The sequence below is a fragment of the Ulvibacterium sp. genome, from assembly GCF_028285715.1.
Lineage (GTDB): Bacteria > Bacteroidota > Bacteroidia > Flavobacteriales > Flavobacteriaceae > Ulvibacterium.
Genome location: NZ_JANQOO010000023.1, coordinates 25,549 through 41,155, shown reverse-complemented (window position 1 = coordinate 41,155; position 15,607 = coordinate 25,549). Strand labels below are relative to the sequence as shown.

Here is a 15,607-nt window from a genome sequence, read left to right as displayed (position 1 = left end):
CAACGATGTTAATTTCAAGGGCACGCTTTTTGTTTACCTTTGCCCAAAAAATAGCCTCTAAATGCACGTAAATCTTAAACAGATTTTCTTGTTTTTTTTTGTGTCTTCCCTGTTTGCCCAGGTCCAGGAAGAAGTGGAACCGCCATCAAACATTAAGTCCATCATTTTTAAAGGACCTACGGAAGATCAATTTCCCGTGGTCAAAATTGGCGAACCCATCTATTTGGAATTTGATGATATTCTCGCGATAGAACAGGATTATTATTATAAGATCATTCACTGTGATTACGATTGGACCCCATCCGATCTCTTGAAATCGCAATACCTCAATGGGGTGGACAATCAACGTATAATAGATTACGAAAATAGCTACACTACCCTACAGCCCTACTCCAATTATCGGCTTACCATACCCAATGAAAATGTACGCTTAAAAGTGAGCGGCAATTATCTTATAGAAATCTATAACAGCAGTTACGAGCTTCAATTTTCCAGAAGGTTTGTAGTCTATAAAGATTTGGTAAAAGTTGGAGGGACCGTTAAACGCTCTCGTGACTTCAATTTCCTTAACGAGAAACAAGTGGTCCAATTCAATATCAATTCTGGTAGTTTTCAATTGATAAATCCAAAAAAAGAAGTAAAAATAGCCATTGTTCAAAATTACTACTGGCCGACAGCATTGTACAATATCCGGCCACAATTTACGATAGGAAACGAACTTGTTTACAAGTATGATCAGGAAACCAGTTTTTTTGGTGGAAACGAGTTTCTCAATTTTGATACTAGCGATCTAAGGGCGCCCAGCGCTCAAATATCGAGAATAGAAATTGGAGATATTTATCAGCATTACTTGTTCAGTGATGATTATCGCTTTGCCGAACCCTATACCTATTTTCCGGACATTAATGGGGATTTTGTCGTTCGTACACTTCAGGGTACCGAGAATTCTCGTGAGGCGGAGTATACCAATGTACATTTTAGCCTTCCCTACGATGCCGTTTTGGAATTGGATGAAGTATATATTTTCGGCAAATACAACAATTATGCCCTATTGGAGGAGAACAAAATGACGTATAATGAGGATAATGGAATGATGGAGGCGGAGATTAAGTTTAAGCAGGGATTTTACAACTACAAATATGTTCTTAAACGGCAGGACGAAATTATCGACCTAAACACCGTTTGTGGCAACTTTCACTTTACCGAAAATACTTATCTAATTTTGGTCTACTATCGAAATTTTGGTGATCTCTACGATAGTATTATTGGTGTGGGTTCCACAAACTCTCGCACTATCAGTAATTAGCGTATATTTATTCTTCATTCCAAGCTTATTATGAAGAACAAGCCGGCCATCACTTCCAGAGGTAGGTACCGACTTAAATATCGAGGTACCCAATGCCTAAACTGTGGGCATCCATTGGACCTCAGTGATAAGTATTGCCCAAACTGTTCGCAGGCCAACAGCACTAAAAAATTAACGATCAAGGATTTTTTTGAGGAGTTTTTTTCCAATATGCTGTCCTATGATTCCAAACTTCTAAAAACACTATCCGCTCTATTAATTAGGCCTGGCAAAATTACCAGGGATTATGTGGATGGAAAAAGGATGTCCTATACCAATCCTTTCCGATTTTTATTGAGCCTTGCCATTATCTATTTTTTGATTCAAAATTTTAGTGGAAATTTTTCGGAATTGGATAAATACGGGGTAGACAAACCAGCTAGTCCGGTTGATTTTCAAGGTCCGTTTGACATAGAGCTAGATGTTGGGGACGAGAATAGGGAAGAGGCAATGCAGGTTTTGGATTCCATAGGAATTTCAGAACAGTTGGATCGCGTAGTTAATTATAGGGATTCATTGATAATGGAAAATCCCCGTTCCCATTTTGCATCCCTAGATAGTCTAGATTTTAGCGATCGTTTTTATACCAAGGCAGAATTTTTCAATGCATTAATCCGAAAAGATACGGTGTTTACCCTTAAAGATGCCATGGGGAAATATCAAATTCCCGAGTCCTTCGAAAACAAGATTTCCTTTGGTGCAGCCGCAGGTTTTGTAAGGGCCTCAAGACGACCGGGAAGCTTTATCAGTTCCTTGATTTCCAAATTACCCTTTGCGGTTTTTTTCTTTCTTCCCGTGTTCACATTGTTCATTGGGTTGGTTTACATCAGGAAAAAATACACTTATACCGATCATCTGATCTTTAGCTTTCACAATACTTCACTGTTGTTTATATTGCTCATTATTAGCTATTTGATAGATTCTATATTCAACGTTAGCAGTAATTGGATTTTTATCACCGTATTTTCCATATATCTGCTGCAGGCCATGCGGAAATTCTATCAACAAGGCACCTTTAAAACTATTGTTAAATATCTTTTTCTGAACGCGATTTTTTTTATTTTAGCACTGTTCGGTGTAGTGTTTCTCCTTGCGGGAAACATTTTTACATACTAGACAATTATGATTACTCAAGTAACCAAGGGAATAAAGATTTCGGTACACACCAGTTTTGAAGGTACTTTCTTCAAAAACTACAAAATGCATTTTGCTTTTGGCTATACCATCACCATAGAGAACCAAAGCAAGGATTCCGTTCAACTGACTTCCCGCCATTGGCAGATATATGATGCCCTGAACGATCTGGAAATCCTGGATGGCGAAGGGGTTATCGGCAAGAAACCCGTAATAAGACCCGGCGAATCCCACACCTATAATTCCGGTTGTCTTTTGGCCTCTCCCATTGGGGCCATGAAAGGCCATTATAACATGATAAATTTTACTTCTACGGAGAAGTTTAGGGTATACATTCCCACCTTTAAGTTCCATGCGCCCTTTGCGCTAAATTGAACGGTATTTTTAAGTCAATATTAGTTTTTAATCGAATTCCCATTTAGTACCTTTGCTGCGATTTTTAACACCTAAAAAATAGCATTATGGGCAAGGGGTTTTTTCAAGTACCGACCGCTCTCAACGAGCCGATAAAAAGTTACGCTCCGGGCACTCCGGAAAGGGAAAAAGTGCTACAACAGTACCGGGCTTATTTTAAGGGAACAACGGAGGTCCCACTTTATATAGGAAGTGAAGAGGTAAAGACCGGAAACACCAGGCCTATGTCCCCGCCCCATGACCATGGGCATATTGTCGGCAACTATCATCTGGCTGAAAAACAGCATGTGGAAAAGGCCATCAAAAATTGTCTGGAGGCCAGAACAGCTTGGGCCGATCTGGTTTGGGAACAACGTGCCGCTATTTTTTTAAAGGCTGCCGAGCTTATTGCAGGACCTTATAGGGCAAAGATAAATGCCGCCACAATGATTGCCCAATCCAAGACCATTCATCAGGCTGAAATAGATTCGGCTTGTGAGCTGATAGATTTCCTTCGATTTAATGTGGAATACATGTCCCAGATATATGAAGAGCAACCCGATTCGGCAGAAGGTATTTGGAACCGGGTCGAATATCGCCCTTTGGAAGGTTTCGTGTATGCCATTACCCCTTTCAACTTTACGGCAATTGCCGGAAATCTGCCTGCCAGTGCCGCCATGATGGGCAATGTAGTGGTCTGGAAACCTAGCGATCATCAAATATTTTCGGCAAAGGTGATTATGGATGTCTTTAAAGAGGCCGGACTTCCGGATGGGGTCATCAATATGGTCTACGGAGATCCTGTAATGATTACCGATACCATTTTGGAAAGCGCCGATTTTGCGGGTATCCATTTTACGGGCTCCACCCACGTCTTCAAGGAACTTTGGAAAAAAATTGGAAACAATATCCATACCTATAAAACCTATCCAAGAATTGTTGGCGAAACGGGAGGAAAAGACTTTATTATCGCCCACTCCACTGCTAAACCGGAGCAGGTAGCCACCGCTATCTCAAGGGGGGCATTCGAGTTCCAAGGGCAAAAGTGTAGTGCGGCCTCACGGGTATATTTACCAAAATCTACCTCAAAAGCGGTATTGGACCTGGTAAAAAAAGATATCGAATCCTTTAATCCCCCTGGTTCACCGGAAGATATGTCAAACTTCATTACTGCAGTCATCCATGAAGGCTCCTTTGATAAGCTGGCCAAATACATTGATGAAGCCAAAAAGGACACGGAAGCCGAAATTATTGCAGGCGGCGGATACGACAAATCCAAAGGTTACTTTGTGGAACCTACGGTAATCTTAACCACAGACCCCCATTATACGACTATGGAAACCGAATTGTTCGGACCAGTGGTTACCGTATATATCTATGAGGACGATGATTGGGACAAAACGCTGGAACTCGTTGATTCCACCTCAGAGTACGCATTGACCGGGGCCGTTTTGGCCACTGATCGGTACGCCATAGATGAGGCCACCAAAGCCCTTCAAAATTGTGCCGGAAACTTTTACATCAATGACAAGCCAACAGGCGCAGTAGTGGGCCAACAACCTTTTGGTGGGGCACGTGCATCCGGAACCAATGATAAGGCAGGTTCCGCCCAGAATCTATTGCGTTGGGTATCACCGCGATTGATCAAGGAGACCTTTGTGAGTCCGGAGGATTATAGATACCCCTTCTTGGGCTAGATGGTGTAGTATAGAATTTCCAAATTTTCCGGAAAATAGTGATTCGTTTTTAATACCTTGTAAGCTATATAGTTATCTACTGTATCTAGCGAATAATTTTTAATAACGTAAACACCGAGAAAATGAAAAAATTCACCGTATTTGCCATGTTCCTGACGGCGGTTGTAACCTATGCCCAGGATACTATGGTACAAAGCACTATTAAGGGAATGCTTACTTACAACCAAGGGCAGGTGATATCACTTGCCGAAGCCTTTTCCGAGGAACAATACGATTGGCGGCCCTCTGAAGGCATTCGCTCCGTAGGAGAATCCCTTTTGCATATTGCCGGGGCCAACTATTTTTTGGCCTCCAAACTTGGCTTTCCTCCTCCTGAAGATGTCGATATGATGAATATTGAAAAAATCAAGGGAAAGGAAAATGTTTTGGCCGCCCTGAAAAAATCGAACGAGTTTATTCTTGAAAAAATGACCATGGTGGAGAGCGACAAACTCGGCGAGGAAGTAGATTTTGGCTTCGGCAAATTCAGTCGACTATCCGGCCTTTTGATTATCCTGGAGCACAATGGGGAGCACAAAGGGCAATTGATCGCCTATGCCCGATCCAATGACGTAACGCCGCCTTGGAGCAAATAACATAAAACGGAGCAATTCCTTATTTAACCTCCAGAGGTGCTACTTCTGGAGGTTTTTTGCGCAACCATTTTTTTAGAGGGCATCTATATTCGAGAGAATGATATTCCATGAAAATAGCTTCACCTATATTTTTTGTACTATTTGTACTCCTATCTTGTTCAAATGACGATGATGTGATAAGACCAGCTTGTGGAGTGGATAATCCCGCCAAAGAATTGTCCTGGCTCAGGATGGAAATAGATGAACGAGAAGCCAATGTTACCGAGGACACCAAATACTGCTACATTACCCAAGGCGAATATGAAGGGCAGCCTATATTCGTATACTGGGACTGCAACCCATTGATCGATAAGGCCATTCCCATCTTTAACTGTAATGGTGAAATGATAAATGGCACTTCAGGGCGTCCGATTTCCCTTGACGATTTGGAAAACCAGATTATAATTTGGAGACCTGCCCTTTTCGTCTGTGAGCCAGGATTCTAATCACAAGCCCATACACATGAGGCTTTTAAGCATTTTTTTTGATAAATGGCCCTCGAAGCAAGGAGACCTTAACTGGCATCGGATGTAAGGACTGTACGGACACCTCCTAAAACAAATCCTAACAAACTTTACTCCATGGAATTGTCCAGGATAACCGCTTAGGTCTTAATTGTGCACAATTTATATGTAAATTTAACGTTAATTAATTGTAAATTAAATGTATCTTAACTAATTTAGTACCTCTTAATCAACGAATAATTTGCCAAGAAAACACCAACATACAACCAAAAACCAAACATCTTCCCCAATGTTTCAAGGTATTTGGGATTACATAAAGAGTTACGCGAAAAAGTACAGAAATTCCTTCTATAGGATATTGAGCCTATAATCAACCTTTAAACTTTTGAGGCAAATACACCACCTTTTTAGTCTCAAAAAATACCTCGTCAAAATAATCGGTCAACTCAAAAATTCGGGCTGTGTTATATCCCTTTAGTTCTTCATCAAGTTCACCCCCCTTAAGGTATAATATTCCGTTTCGCCTTTCGTGTACGGATTCTTTTTTAATTTTTCCCTTTACCCAATGCACAAAGGTAGGCATGGCCGCAACTGCACGGCTCACAATAAAATCAAACCGTTCCTCCAAATTCTCGACACGCTCGTTTACCGCCACAACATTTTTCAACTCCAAACCTTCCGCGACCTCCCGAACCACCTTTATTTTTTTACCGATTGAATCCACTAAAGTAAAATGAACCTCGGGAAAAAGAATGGCCAGGGGAATTCCTGGAAAACCGCCGCCCGTGCCCACATCCAAAACAGAGCTGGCATTGTTAAATTCCTGAACCTTGGCAATGCCCAAAGAATGTAATACATGCCTCAAATACAATTCATCAATGTCCTTTCTTGAGACTACATTTATTTTCATGTTCCAATCCTTATAAAGCTCTTCCAACAACAAAAACCGTTGTTGTTGGGTCTCGGATAAATTGGGAAAATATTTGAATACTATTTCAGCGGTCATACTTACCTTTGCATTTTGTCAAAAATAGTATATTAGACACTGTTAGAATTCCTTTTATTTGGTGGATAGCCTATTTAAACTTGGAATTACGTTATATTTATCAAAAGATTGCAATACATGGACCAAAAAACCATTCGATTTTCAAGAAAAGACCCTGCCCAATTTTTTCGAACATTAAATAAGCGCGTCAATGATTACTTCGTGGAAAACAAAATAAAGAAGACCGGTAATTGGCAATTACACCTAAAAACGGTCATTATGTTCGCCTTATTCCTTACCCCTTACTTTTTGATCCTAACCTTAGGATTGCCCAATTGGGCCAATCTGCTATTGACCATTGTAATGGGAGTTGGGATGGCCGGAGTTGGGATGAATGTTATGCACGATGGTAACCATGGCTCCTATTCCCGAAAAAAGTGGGTCAATAAATTAATGGGAAGCAGTATCTACATCCTTGCCGGGAACGTATACAACTGGCAGGTACAGCATAATGTGCTCCATCATACCTATACCAATATCCAGGACCATGACGAGGATATGGATGCCGGACGTATTTTACGGTTTTCGAGACATTCCGCATGGCGAAAGCATCATAAATTTCAGCATTTCTACTCTATCTTTTTATATGGTTTGTTGACTTTTAATTGGGCAATCACTACGGATTTTCAACAAATGTACCGCTACATGAAGCGCAAGCTCAGTTATGGTAAATTACCGAATCCGGTCATCAACTGGAGCACTTTGGTGGTAACAAAAATCATCTATATTACGATATGGATCGTCCTGCCCCTTATTTTTATTGATATTGCCTGGTGGAAAGTACTTTTGGGCTTCTTTATCATGCATTATGTAGCAGGGGTAATCTTAAGTGTGGTTTTCCAATTGGCACATATCGTTGATGAGGCAGAGACTCCCCTACCCGATGAAGGTGGAAATATGAAAAACACCTGGGCCATTCATCAACTCTTCACAACGGTGAATTTTGGTACGAAAAACAAAATCGTGAACTGGTTCACAGGAGGGTTGAACCATCAGGTAGAACATCACATTTTTCCGAATATCAGCCATATACATTACACAAAAATTTCCAAAATTGTGAAACAAACGGCAAAGGAATTTAATTTGCCCTACAACGAGTACAAAACTACCAGAAAAGCTATAATTTCGCACTTCAAACATTTAAAGGAATTGGGCAAAAGGCCCGCTTTACAGTACCAGTAAATCCACATCGCAAATGAGCAACCATTTATCCGAAAGAATTAACAGCATGTCTACTTCGGCCACGTTGGCTATGGCGGCAAAGGCTCGGGAACTACGAAATGAAGGAAAAGATATTATAGGTCTAAGTCTGGGAGAGCCGGATTTTAACATCCCTGATTTCATTAAGGAAGCCGCCAAAAAAGCCATAGACGAAAACTACAGCAGTTATTCTCCGGTGGATGGGTATGCCGATTTAAAACAGGCCATCTCCAATAAGTTTAAACGGGATAACAACCTGGAATATGGGTTGAACCAAATTGTGGTTTCCACCGGGGCCAAGCAATCCTTGGCCAATGTGGCCATGTGTATGCTGAACAAGGGCGATGAGGTAATACTTCCGGCACCGTATTGGGTAAGCTACAGTGATATCGTGAAACTGGCCGAGGGAGTTCCCGTTGAAGTGCCTACAAGTATTGAAACGGACTTTAAAATGACCGCTGCACAATTGGAAGCGGCCATTACCCCTAAGACCAAAATGTTATGGTTTAGTTCACCATGCAACCCCAGTGGTTCCGTCTACAGTCTGGAAGAATTGGAAGGATTAGCCGCGGTATTGCGAAACCACCCCAATATTTACGTAGTCTCCGATGAAATATATGAACACATCAATTTTCGTGGAGGACATGTTAGCATAGCAGGAATTGAAGGGATGTACGATCGCACCATTACCGTAAACGGGGTGTCCAAGGCCTTTGCCATGACGGGATGGCGTATTGGTTACATTGGTGCAGCGGATTGGATTGCCAAGGCCTGTACCAAGTTTCAAGGGCAGAATACCAGTGGGGCCAATGCCATTGCACAACGCGCTACAATTACGGCATTGGAAGCACCGATAAGCAAAATCCAGTTTATGATCGATAAGTTTCATGAACGACGCGACCTTATTCTGGGACTTTTAGGGGAAATCAACGGTTTTAACCTCAACGTACCTGAAGGCGCCTTTTACGTATTCCCGGACATTTCCAGCTTTTTCGGAAAGACCCTTAACGGGACCGAAATCAACAATGCTTCGGACTTTGCCCTATATCTATTGGAACATGCCAATGTTGCTACCGTCACAGGCCAAGCTTTTGGCAACCCCAATTGTATCCGTATTTCTTACGCCGCATCCGAGGATGAGATTCGGGAAGCAGTAAGACGAATCAAGTCGGTAGTTTAGTGCTCAACAAGCTGGTAGGTCTCCAGCTCAAATTTGATTTTACCTTCCTTCATAAAGGCGGTCCATTGTACGGTTACCTCATCAAAGTCCTTGCTTTCCATACAGGCCAAATGGGATTGTTGGTCTTCCCATACCAGATAGGTGGACAAATGGGTTTCGTTCTCCGCTATGAATGATTTCATTTCAATCAATCCAGGTTGTTTTCTGAAAATCTTGGCGGATTCCTTGGACATGTTAAGAACATCATCCTTGGATGCGTGATCTTCAAAGATTGTTCTTGTGATTACGTAATAGGCCATAATTATTGTTTTTGCTTATTTACACTGGTTTCCCTGAAATATACCCAACGGGCCATAAGAATGAAGAGTAAAGATACGGTTCCGAAGACCATCATCCCGTTCATGAACACCGCAATGGTAGCCAGTAAAAAGGTAACTATCATAAGTAAGGCACCATATTTCCTGGTTTTTGAAAAAACCAACAATATTCCCCCCATTACTTGCGCTATACCCAATCCGGCCGTGAGGGCGGCGGTCATGCCCAATACCTTAAAAAGCTCAATATCCGCTTCTTGCCGAAGTATCTTGAACACCCCTGTAGCAAGGCTTAAGGCGATAAGTAGAATCAAGTTGATTTTGTAGAGTAACTTCATGTTTTTGTACAAAAATGCGGGCTATTGATTGAAAAAACATATCGAAAATTGCTATTTACTATAGCGTCTTTTAAATTCCGAGGGAGTAAACGAGGTTTCCCGTTTAAAAAGATTGGAAAAGGAGGGTGTACTTTCGAAGCCTACCTGAGTGCATACCTCTTTGACCGGTAAGCCTTTTCCAAGGAGTTTCTTGGCCTTCTCAATACGTTTACGTTTCAAATATTGGTGGGGCGTAGTGCCATAGGCTTCCTTAAAAAGCCTTAAAAAATGGTACTTTGACAAGTATACACTCTCAGAAACATCGTCAAGTTTAATAGGGTTGGAAAAGTGGCGGTCAATGAGGATTTTGGCGTCCTTTATGCGTTTATATAGATAAATTTTCGGATACATACTTTTCACGGACAAAAATAATCAACCCTCGCCTGCAAAGAATATACTGAATTTCAATGAATGACCATATCGCGAAAAGAAGAATGATTACAGAAGCCCCTGTTAAATCCTTTTCCAAAAATAAGGGGTCAATAAAATCAGTACGGTAAAAAGTTCCAGTCGACCCGCAAGCATTAAAAAGCCACACCACCATTTGCCCGCATCGGGCAGGCTATTAAAATTACTCACCGGATTAAGGCTGCCTAGGGCCGGTCCTACATTTCCCAAAGAGGAAGCCGCCCCTCCAATAGCAGAGACAAAATCCAGTCCTACCGCTCCCAATACCAAAGCACCAATAACGAACAATAACATATAAAGCACAAAAAAGGCTATGATGTTGTACACAATATGCTCACTAACGGTCTTGTTATTGTAGCGCACCGGGATTATGGCATTCATATGCAAGGTCCGCTTAAATTCCAACAACCCATTTTTAATAATGAGCAGATGCCGCATTACCTTAATTCCTCCTGCGGTGGAACCGGCCGATCCACCCAAAAACATCAAACCAAAAAAGAAAATCGTCAGGAAGGGTGTCCAAGCCGTAAAATCGGCCGAAACGAAACCTGTAGTGGTAACTACCGCTATAACCTGGAACAAAGCATGCCGAAACGCACTTTCGCCTTCACCCAAAACCATGGGGTGATACTCGGATACAGGAACATTCGCCTTAAAATAGACCACCAAAGCGGCTACGACCATGAAGCAGAAAATGAACCCGGTATAGAACTTAAACTCCTCATCCTTAATTACCCGTTGCACTTTCCCCTTAAAGGCAAAATAGCTCAGTACAAAGTTGGAACCTGCCAGGAACATAAAGAATATTACGATATATTGTATCAAAGGCTGATCGTTCCAATGGGCAAGACTTGCATTCTTGGTTGAAAAACCACCCGTGGACAGGGTCGCCAGGGCATGGTTTATGGCATCGAAAAAGGACATCCCGGCCAACTTTAACAAAAGTGTTTCCGCAGCGGTATATCCAAAATAAATCAACCATAGTCGTTTAGCCGTATCCGTAATTCTAGGGTGCAACTTATCGGCATTTGGCCCGGGAGCCTCTGCAGCGAACAATTGCATCCCTCCGATTCCCAAAAGCGGTAATATGGCTATCGCCAGGACAATAATCCCCATTCCTCCGATCCAATGGGTAAGACTGCGCCAAAAAAGGATACCCTTGGGCAAGGACTCTATATCTTCCAAAATAGATGCCCCTGTGGTGGTATAGCCGGATATGGTCTCAAAGAAGGCATTTGTTATTCCCGGGATGGCTCCAGAGAATATATAAGGCAACATTCCGGAAATGGACATCACTATCCATCCAAAAGTAACAATGATATAACCTTCCTTACGTTTTACCTCCTTTTTATGCCCCCTGGTGTAGAACATGGCAAATACCCCACCGAACATTGTGGAAATGGCCGCTGTAGTAATTTCCAAGGTAATCCCATCATTGTAAATACCGCTTACCAAAGCGGCCAAAAGCATAAATCCTCCGTTGCAGACCAACAACAGCCCCATCAAGTGGAAAATAATTCTGGAATTAAGGGTCATTACAGGAACAATCTTTCTATTCTAGGAATTACATCAGGTAAGCAACATACAACAACACGGTCGCCTTCTTGGATTTTAAATCCCCCTAAGGCAATAATACCTTCTCCATTTCGAACAACACCCCCTATTGTGGCCGATTTTGGAAAATCCAGTTCACGGATAACACTGCCGGTCACCCTGGAGTCCGCTTTTACGACAAATTCCAATAGTTCCGCATTTAGGTTGTTAAGGCGCATCAAGGCCACAACCTCTCCCTTGCGAATATACCGGAAGATATTATTTGCGGCCAAGAGTTTTTTATTGATCAATGTATCGATACCAATGGAATGGGAAAGTTGAAAATAGTCCATATTCTCCACTAAGGCGATGGTCTTTTTAATACGTTTGGATTTGGCGACCAGGCAAGACATGATGTTGGTCTCAGAATTTCCGGTTACCGCGATAAAGGCATCCATGGAATCCAGGCTCTCCTCTTCCAATAGCTCCACATTGCGACCATCCCCATTGATGACCAGCGCATTGGGCAAGTCATCTGCCAAATCAAAAGCCTTCTCCTTACTTTTTTCAATCAACTTTACATTGAACTTTTTGGCACAAAGGTCGCGGGCCGCTTTGAAGCCTACCTTACTTCCACCCAAAATCATCACATTTTTAATGTCCGCCTTTTTCTTTCCGGTAAGCTTATACAACTCGTCCACCCCCTCCTTGACGGTTATGAAATAGACTTGATCCCCTTCCTTAAATACGGTATCTCCCCTTGGTATAACGGTAAACTGCGTGCCCAAACGCTGTAGGGCTATAGGCATGAAATGAAGTTCGGGGAAAATCTTGGCGGCCTCCTTTACCATTTTGCCAACAAAAGGTGCCGTTTTGATAAGGGATACCCCAATCATAATCAATTTGCCATCCTCAAATTCGTAGGTATCATTAAATGCCGATTTATTCAGCAAAAGTTGTATTTCCGCGGCTGCAAGTTCTTCGGGAGAAATCAGCTCATCAATTCCCAAGTCGGCAAACCTAATGACCTCCCTATTATCCATAAATTCGGTATTGGAAATCCGGGCAATGGTCCGTTTACTCCCCAACTGCTTTGCCAACATGCAAAGGGTTAAATTGGTAGTCTCCGAGGAGGTAACCCCAATGACCAAATCCGAATTTTCAACTTTTGCATCGCGCAAAACGGTTATGGAGGTAGCATCCCCCTTTAGAACACGTATATCCAAGTGGTTATCCGCATAGACCAGGCTTTCCTTGTGGGTATCTATGAGCGTAATGTCCTGGGATTCGTACGAAAGAAGTTTTGCCAAATGAAAGCCTACTTCACCGGCTCCTGCAATTATGATTTTCATTTAATCGGATACATTGTTGTAGTGGCAAGAATAAAACATAAAACCAATTGATTGAAAGAAATAACACTTTGAGTGCCAATACATATCTGTACAACTTGCTTGCCAATTCTGATGTGCAAAACTACACAAATTAATTATGTCGCCGATCAAAATAAAGCTTCAAGTACTCAAAATAACTCCATTTGCCTGTATTGCCGGCCATAACTAACGCCACCTGAACCGTATGCGCTATATTTGCCGAAAATTGTCTGGAATGCAGAAAAAAATTACGCCATATTCCGATTCGGGTTCCGGAAAAAAGGAGCAGGTAACCCAAATGTTCGATACCATCTCCAAAAACTACGATGGCCTTAATAGAGTAATCTCCTTTGGGTTGGATATCAAATGGAGAAAACGGGTCGTAAGGATCCTACAGAAAAAAAATCCCGTCCAAATTCTGGATATTGCCACGGGGACAGGTGATTTGGCCATTAGTCTGGTCAAAACGGGAGCCACTAAAATTGTAGGTCTTGATATTTCCCAAGGCATGTTGGAGATAGGCAAAAAAAAGGTAACCACAAAAAACCTAGGGAACACTGTTGAAATGATGGTTGGGGACAGTGAAGATCTTCCTTTTTCCGATAATTCCTTCGATGCGGTAACGGTGGCCTTTGGCGTGCGCAATTTTGAGACTTTGGAGAAGGGTTTGGCAGAGATACACCGTGTTCTAAGACCTTCGGGCACTTTTGTGGTTCTGGAGACCTCTGTTCCCAGTAAAACACCCTTTAAACAGGGGTACCATTTCTATTGTAAATACATGCTTCCCGCCATAGGCAAACTCTTCTCAAAAGATAAATCCGCCTACTCTTATTTATCCAAATCCGCATCGGTTTTTCCCCACGGTACCGACTTCAACAATATTTTGCGCAAAACGGGGTTTATAGATGTAGCGAACAAGCCTCAAACATTTGGTGTCGCCTCTATTTATGTTGCCACAAAATAAAAGTATGAAGTACATCTTTTTGCTATGCGTTGGTTTACTTTTTGTAGGTACCGATGCCAGCGCCCAATTTAACGAAAAGCCCATCCTAAATCTGGAAAATGAGGACAAGGCCTTGCTTAACTGGGGGTATTTTTTGGGGTTTAACCAGTACGACTTTAAATTCAACTACAGGAATGATCCAGGGGATACGGATATCCTGGTCAGCAAGTCCATAGGTTTTAACGTAGGGTTGATTGGTGAAATGCGCATCAATGAGTTTTTGGACCTTCGGTTTGAGCCAGGTCTTCTGTACAATGCGAGAACTTTAGGTTTTCCGGGATTTACGGAAGAACGGGATGCCATAAGGGAAGTAAAATCCACTTATATCAATTTTCCCCTTTTGATAAAGGCAAGTGCACGACGTTTCGGCAATTGGAAGCCTTTTTTGATCGGGGGGGTCTCTTCCTCCTTAAATCTTGGCAGTAATGAAACCGCATTGGACGACAATAGTTCGGGTACCTTTCGGATGAAAAAATGGGTTTATAATTATGAATTGGGCTTCGGAATAGATTTTTATTTGGAATACTTTAAATTTACCCCTTCCATTCGAGGGGTTTTTGCCATAAGCGATGAATTGGTTCCCGATAACGACCCCAATAGTCCATGGACAGGCAACATAGAAGGACTCCGTACAAGGGGATTTTTTATCAACTTTACCTTTGAGTAGCTTGGTGGGAATTGGCAAGGGCAAAAAGTAACATCACCACCACCCTAAAATCAAGCCTTTAATTTCCCCTTCTCAGCTCGTTTAACAAAATAGCCGTAGCGGTCGCTACATTTAGGCTTTCTGTGGAAGGGTCCCCAAACTGTGGAATACCTATTTTTTTATGGCATATGGCTTTGATTTCTTCCGAAATCCCACGGGCCTCATTGCCCATGACCAAAATTCCCGAACTACGTAAATCCGTACTATAGGCACTTTGCCCATCCATGAAAGCACCAAAGATTTGCCGTTCGGATCCCTCTAAAAATTGCGCCAGTTCCGTATACACCACATGTACCCTTGCAATGGAGCCCATACTAGCCTGAAGCACTTTAGGATTGTAGCAATCCACGGTGTCCAGGGAGCATACCAAATGACGGATTCCGAACCAATCGCAAAGCCGAATAATAGTACCCAAATTTCCTGGGTCGGATACGTGGTCCAGGGCAAGGACCCAATCCGTAAAATCTATATCTTGGGCTTTTGGTTTATAAAAGACCCCGAGTATGGTATTGGGATTCTTTAAGGAACTCATTTGTTTCAGCTCTGTCTCCGAAATCAGGATTTGGAAGTCCCGCCCCCCTTCCAATAGGGAACCGTCCGTAGTATATATGCCATGAACCTCAAAATCGGACTCCATGAGTTCCTTCACCGTCTTTATTCCTTCGACAAAAAAAAGTCCATGTAAGTTTCGGTACTTTTTTTGATGCAGACTTTTGATAAGTTTTATTTGGTTTTTAACAACCATGCAAATAATGTATTTTTGG

The 15,607-nt window shown here is 42.1% G+C and carries 17 protein-coding genes; 10 read left to right on the top strand and 7 right to left on the bottom strand.

The window, feature by feature from the left end; genetic code table 11:
• Positions 1 to 61: 61 nt before the first annotated feature.
• From Q0993_RS16425 to Q0993_RS16400, 6 genes are all read left to right on the top strand, one after another.
• Positions 62 to 1,306 carry a DUF5103 domain-containing protein gene (locus Q0993_RS16425; protein ID WP_299535084.1) on the top strand — a complete coding sequence of 415 codons (1,245 nt, stop codon included), beginning with the start codon at positions 62 to 64 and terminating at the stop codon, positions 1,304 to 1,306.
• Between the two features lie 30 nt (positions 1,307 to 1,336).
• Complete coding sequence (locus tag Q0993_RS16420; RefSeq protein WP_299535082.1) at positions 1,337 to 2,461, top strand: DUF3667 domain-containing protein; 1,125 nt, start codon at positions 1,337 to 1,339, stop codon at positions 2,459 to 2,461.
• A gap of 6 nt (positions 2,462 to 2,467) precedes the next feature.
• Positions 2,468 to 2,854 carry a Co2+/Mg2+ efflux protein ApaG gene (apaG, locus tag Q0993_RS16415; protein WP_299535080.1) on the top strand — a complete coding sequence of 129 codons (387 nt, stop codon included), beginning with the start codon at positions 2,468 to 2,470 and terminating at the stop codon, positions 2,852 to 2,854.
• Positions 2,855 to 2,940: 86 nt separating this feature from the next.
• Positions 2,941 to 4,569 carry an L-glutamate gamma-semialdehyde dehydrogenase gene (gene pruA / locus Q0993_RS16410; protein ID WP_299535078.1) on the top strand — a complete coding sequence of 543 codons (1,629 nt, stop codon included), beginning with the start codon at positions 2,941 to 2,943 and terminating at the stop codon, positions 4,567 to 4,569.
• A gap of 122 nt (positions 4,570 to 4,691) precedes the next feature.
• On the top strand, positions 4,692 to 5,204 hold the full coding sequence (locus tag Q0993_RS16405; RefSeq protein WP_299535075.1) for a DinB family protein: 513 nt from the start codon (positions 4,692 to 4,694) through the stop codon (positions 5,202 to 5,204).
• Between the two features lie 107 nt (positions 5,205 to 5,311).
• A complete protein-coding gene (locus Q0993_RS16400; protein WP_299535073.1) occupies positions 5,312 to 5,689 on the top strand; it encodes a hypothetical protein in 378 nt (125 codons plus the stop codon).
• 388 nt (positions 5,690 to 6,077) lie between these two features.
• Here the strand turns inward: Q0993_RS16400 and rsmG are convergent, their stop codons facing one another.
• On the bottom strand, positions 6,078 to 6,713 hold the full coding sequence (gene rsmG, locus Q0993_RS16395; protein WP_299535071.1) for a 16S rRNA (guanine(527)-N(7))-methyltransferase RsmG: 636 nt from the start codon (positions 6,711 to 6,713) through the stop codon (positions 6,078 to 6,080).
• A 117-nt stretch (positions 6,714 to 6,830) separates the two neighbouring features.
• Here rsmG and Q0993_RS16390 point away from each other — a divergent pair, with 117 nt between their 5' ends.
• Complete coding sequence (locus Q0993_RS16390; protein WP_299535069.1) at positions 6,831 to 7,934, top strand: acyl-CoA desaturase; 1,104 nt, start codon at positions 6,831 to 6,833, stop codon at positions 7,932 to 7,934.
• Positions 7,935 to 7,947: 13 nt separating this feature from the next.
• Positions 7,948 to 9,132, top strand: a complete 1,185-nt coding sequence (locus Q0993_RS16385; RefSeq protein WP_299535067.1) for a pyridoxal phosphate-dependent aminotransferase — start codon at positions 7,948 to 7,950, stop codon at positions 9,130 to 9,132.
• Here the strand turns inward: Q0993_RS16385 and Q0993_RS16380 are convergent.
• From Q0993_RS16380 to trkA, 5 genes are all read right to left on the bottom strand, one after another.
• Complete coding sequence (locus Q0993_RS16380) at positions 9,129 to 9,431, bottom strand: hypothetical protein (protein WP_299535065.1); 303 nt, start codon at positions 9,429 to 9,431, stop codon at positions 9,129 to 9,131. The two genes, Q0993_RS16385 and Q0993_RS16380, sit on opposite strands and share 4 nt — an antisense overlap.
• 2 nt (positions 9,432 to 9,433) lie before the next feature.
• Positions 9,434 to 9,784 (bottom strand): hypothetical protein, encoded by a 351-nt coding sequence (locus Q0993_RS16375; RefSeq protein WP_299535063.1) that lies wholly within the window; start codon positions 9,782 to 9,784, stop codon positions 9,434 to 9,436.
• Positions 9,785 to 9,835: 51 nt separating this feature from the next.
• A complete protein-coding gene (locus tag Q0993_RS16370; RefSeq protein WP_299535060.1) occupies positions 9,836 to 10,174 on the bottom strand; it encodes an AraC family transcriptional regulator in 339 nt (112 codons plus the stop codon).
• Positions 10,175 to 10,276: 102 nt separating this feature from the next.
• Positions 10,277 to 11,767: a TrkH family potassium uptake protein gene (locus tag Q0993_RS16365; RefSeq protein WP_299535057.1), complete on the bottom strand. Its 1,491-nt coding sequence runs from the start codon at positions 11,765 to 11,767 to the stop codon at positions 10,277 to 10,279.
• A complete protein-coding gene (gene trkA / locus Q0993_RS16360) occupies positions 11,767 to 13,116 on the bottom strand; it encodes a Trk system potassium transporter TrkA (RefSeq protein ID WP_299535055.1) in 1,350 nt (449 codons plus the stop codon). Before trkA ends, Q0993_RS16365 begins: the two co-directional genes overlap by 1 nt.
• Positions 13,117 to 13,369: 253 nt before the next feature.
• Here trkA and ubiE point away from each other — a divergent pair, with 253 nt between their 5' ends.
• On the top strand, positions 13,370 to 14,098 hold the full coding sequence (ubiE, locus tag Q0993_RS16355; protein ID WP_299535053.1) for a bifunctional demethylmenaquinone methyltransferase/2-methoxy-6-polyprenyl-1,4-benzoquinol methylase UbiE: 729 nt from the start codon (positions 13,370 to 13,372) through the stop codon (positions 14,096 to 14,098).
• Between the two features lie 4 nt (positions 14,099 to 14,102).
• Positions 14,103 to 14,804 (top strand): porin family protein, encoded by a 702-nt coding sequence (locus tag Q0993_RS16350; protein ID WP_299535050.1) that lies wholly within the window; start codon positions 14,103 to 14,105, stop codon positions 14,802 to 14,804.
• A 58-nt stretch (positions 14,805 to 14,862) separates the two neighbouring features.
• On the opposite strand, the gene Q0993_RS16345 is transcribed toward Q0993_RS16350, so the two are convergent.
• Positions 14,863 to 15,588, bottom strand: coding sequence for an RNA methyltransferase (locus Q0993_RS16345; RefSeq protein ID WP_299535048.1), 726 nt, complete (start codon positions 15,586 to 15,588; stop codon positions 14,863 to 14,865).
• Positions 15,589 to 15,607: the final 19 nt, after the last annotated feature.

What these genes read in the sequence shown, in the direction of transcription:
- rsmG (WP_299535071.1), bottom strand. Translation starts at nt 6,713, where the DNA reads ATGACCGCTGAAATAGTATTCAAATATTTTCCCAATTTATCCGAGACC.
- Q0993_RS16375 (WP_299535063.1), bottom strand. Translation starts at nt 9,784, where the DNA reads ATGAAGTTACTCTACAAAATCAACTTGATTCTACTTATCGCCTTAAGC.
- Q0993_RS16380 (WP_299535065.1), bottom strand. Translation starts at nt 9,431, where the DNA reads ATGGCCTATTACGTAATCACAAGAACAATCTTTGAAGATCACGCATCC.
- apaG (WP_299535080.1), top strand. Translation starts at nt 2,468, where the DNA reads ATGATTACTCAAGTAACCAAGGGAATAAAGATTTCGGTACACACCAGT.
- Q0993_RS16365 (WP_299535057.1), bottom strand. Translation starts at nt 11,767, where the DNA reads ATGACCCTTAATTCCAGAATTATTTTCCACTTGATGGGGCTGTTGTTG.
- Q0993_RS16350 (WP_299535050.1), top strand. Translation starts at nt 14,103, where the DNA reads ATGAAGTACATCTTTTTGCTATGCGTTGGTTTACTTTTTGTAGGTACC.
- ubiE (WP_299535053.1), top strand. Translation starts at nt 13,370, where the DNA reads ATGCAGAAAAAAATTACGCCATATTCCGATTCGGGTTCCGGAAAAAAG.
- Q0993_RS16370 (WP_299535060.1), bottom strand. Translation starts at nt 10,174, where the DNA reads ATGTATCCGAAAATTTATCTATATAAACGCATAAAGGACGCCAAAATC.
- Q0993_RS16425 (WP_299535084.1), top strand. Translation starts at nt 62, where the DNA reads ATGCACGTAAATCTTAAACAGATTTTCTTGTTTTTTTTTGTGTCTTCC.
- Q0993_RS16400 (WP_299535073.1), top strand. Translation starts at nt 5,312, where the DNA reads ATGAAAATAGCTTCACCTATATTTTTTGTACTATTTGTACTCCTATCT.
- Q0993_RS16405 (WP_299535075.1), top strand. Translation starts at nt 4,692, where the DNA reads ATGAAAAAATTCACCGTATTTGCCATGTTCCTGACGGCGGTTGTAACC.
- Q0993_RS16420 (WP_299535082.1), top strand. Translation starts at nt 1,337, where the DNA reads ATGAAGAACAAGCCGGCCATCACTTCCAGAGGTAGGTACCGACTTAAA.
- pruA (WP_299535078.1), top strand. Translation starts at nt 2,941, where the DNA reads ATGGGCAAGGGGTTTTTTCAAGTACCGACCGCTCTCAACGAGCCGATA.
- Q0993_RS16385 (WP_299535067.1), top strand. Translation starts at nt 7,948, where the DNA reads ATGAGCAACCATTTATCCGAAAGAATTAACAGCATGTCTACTTCGGCC.
- Q0993_RS16345 (WP_299535048.1), bottom strand. Translation starts at nt 15,588, where the DNA reads ATGGTTGTTAAAAACCAAATAAAACTTATCAAAAGTCTGCATCAAAAA.
- trkA (WP_299535055.1), bottom strand. Translation starts at nt 13,116, where the DNA reads ATGAAAATCATAATTGCAGGAGCCGGTGAAGTAGGCTTTCATTTGGCA.
- Q0993_RS16390 (WP_299535069.1), top strand. Translation starts at nt 6,831, where the DNA reads ATGGACCAAAAAACCATTCGATTTTCAAGAAAAGACCCTGCCCAATTT.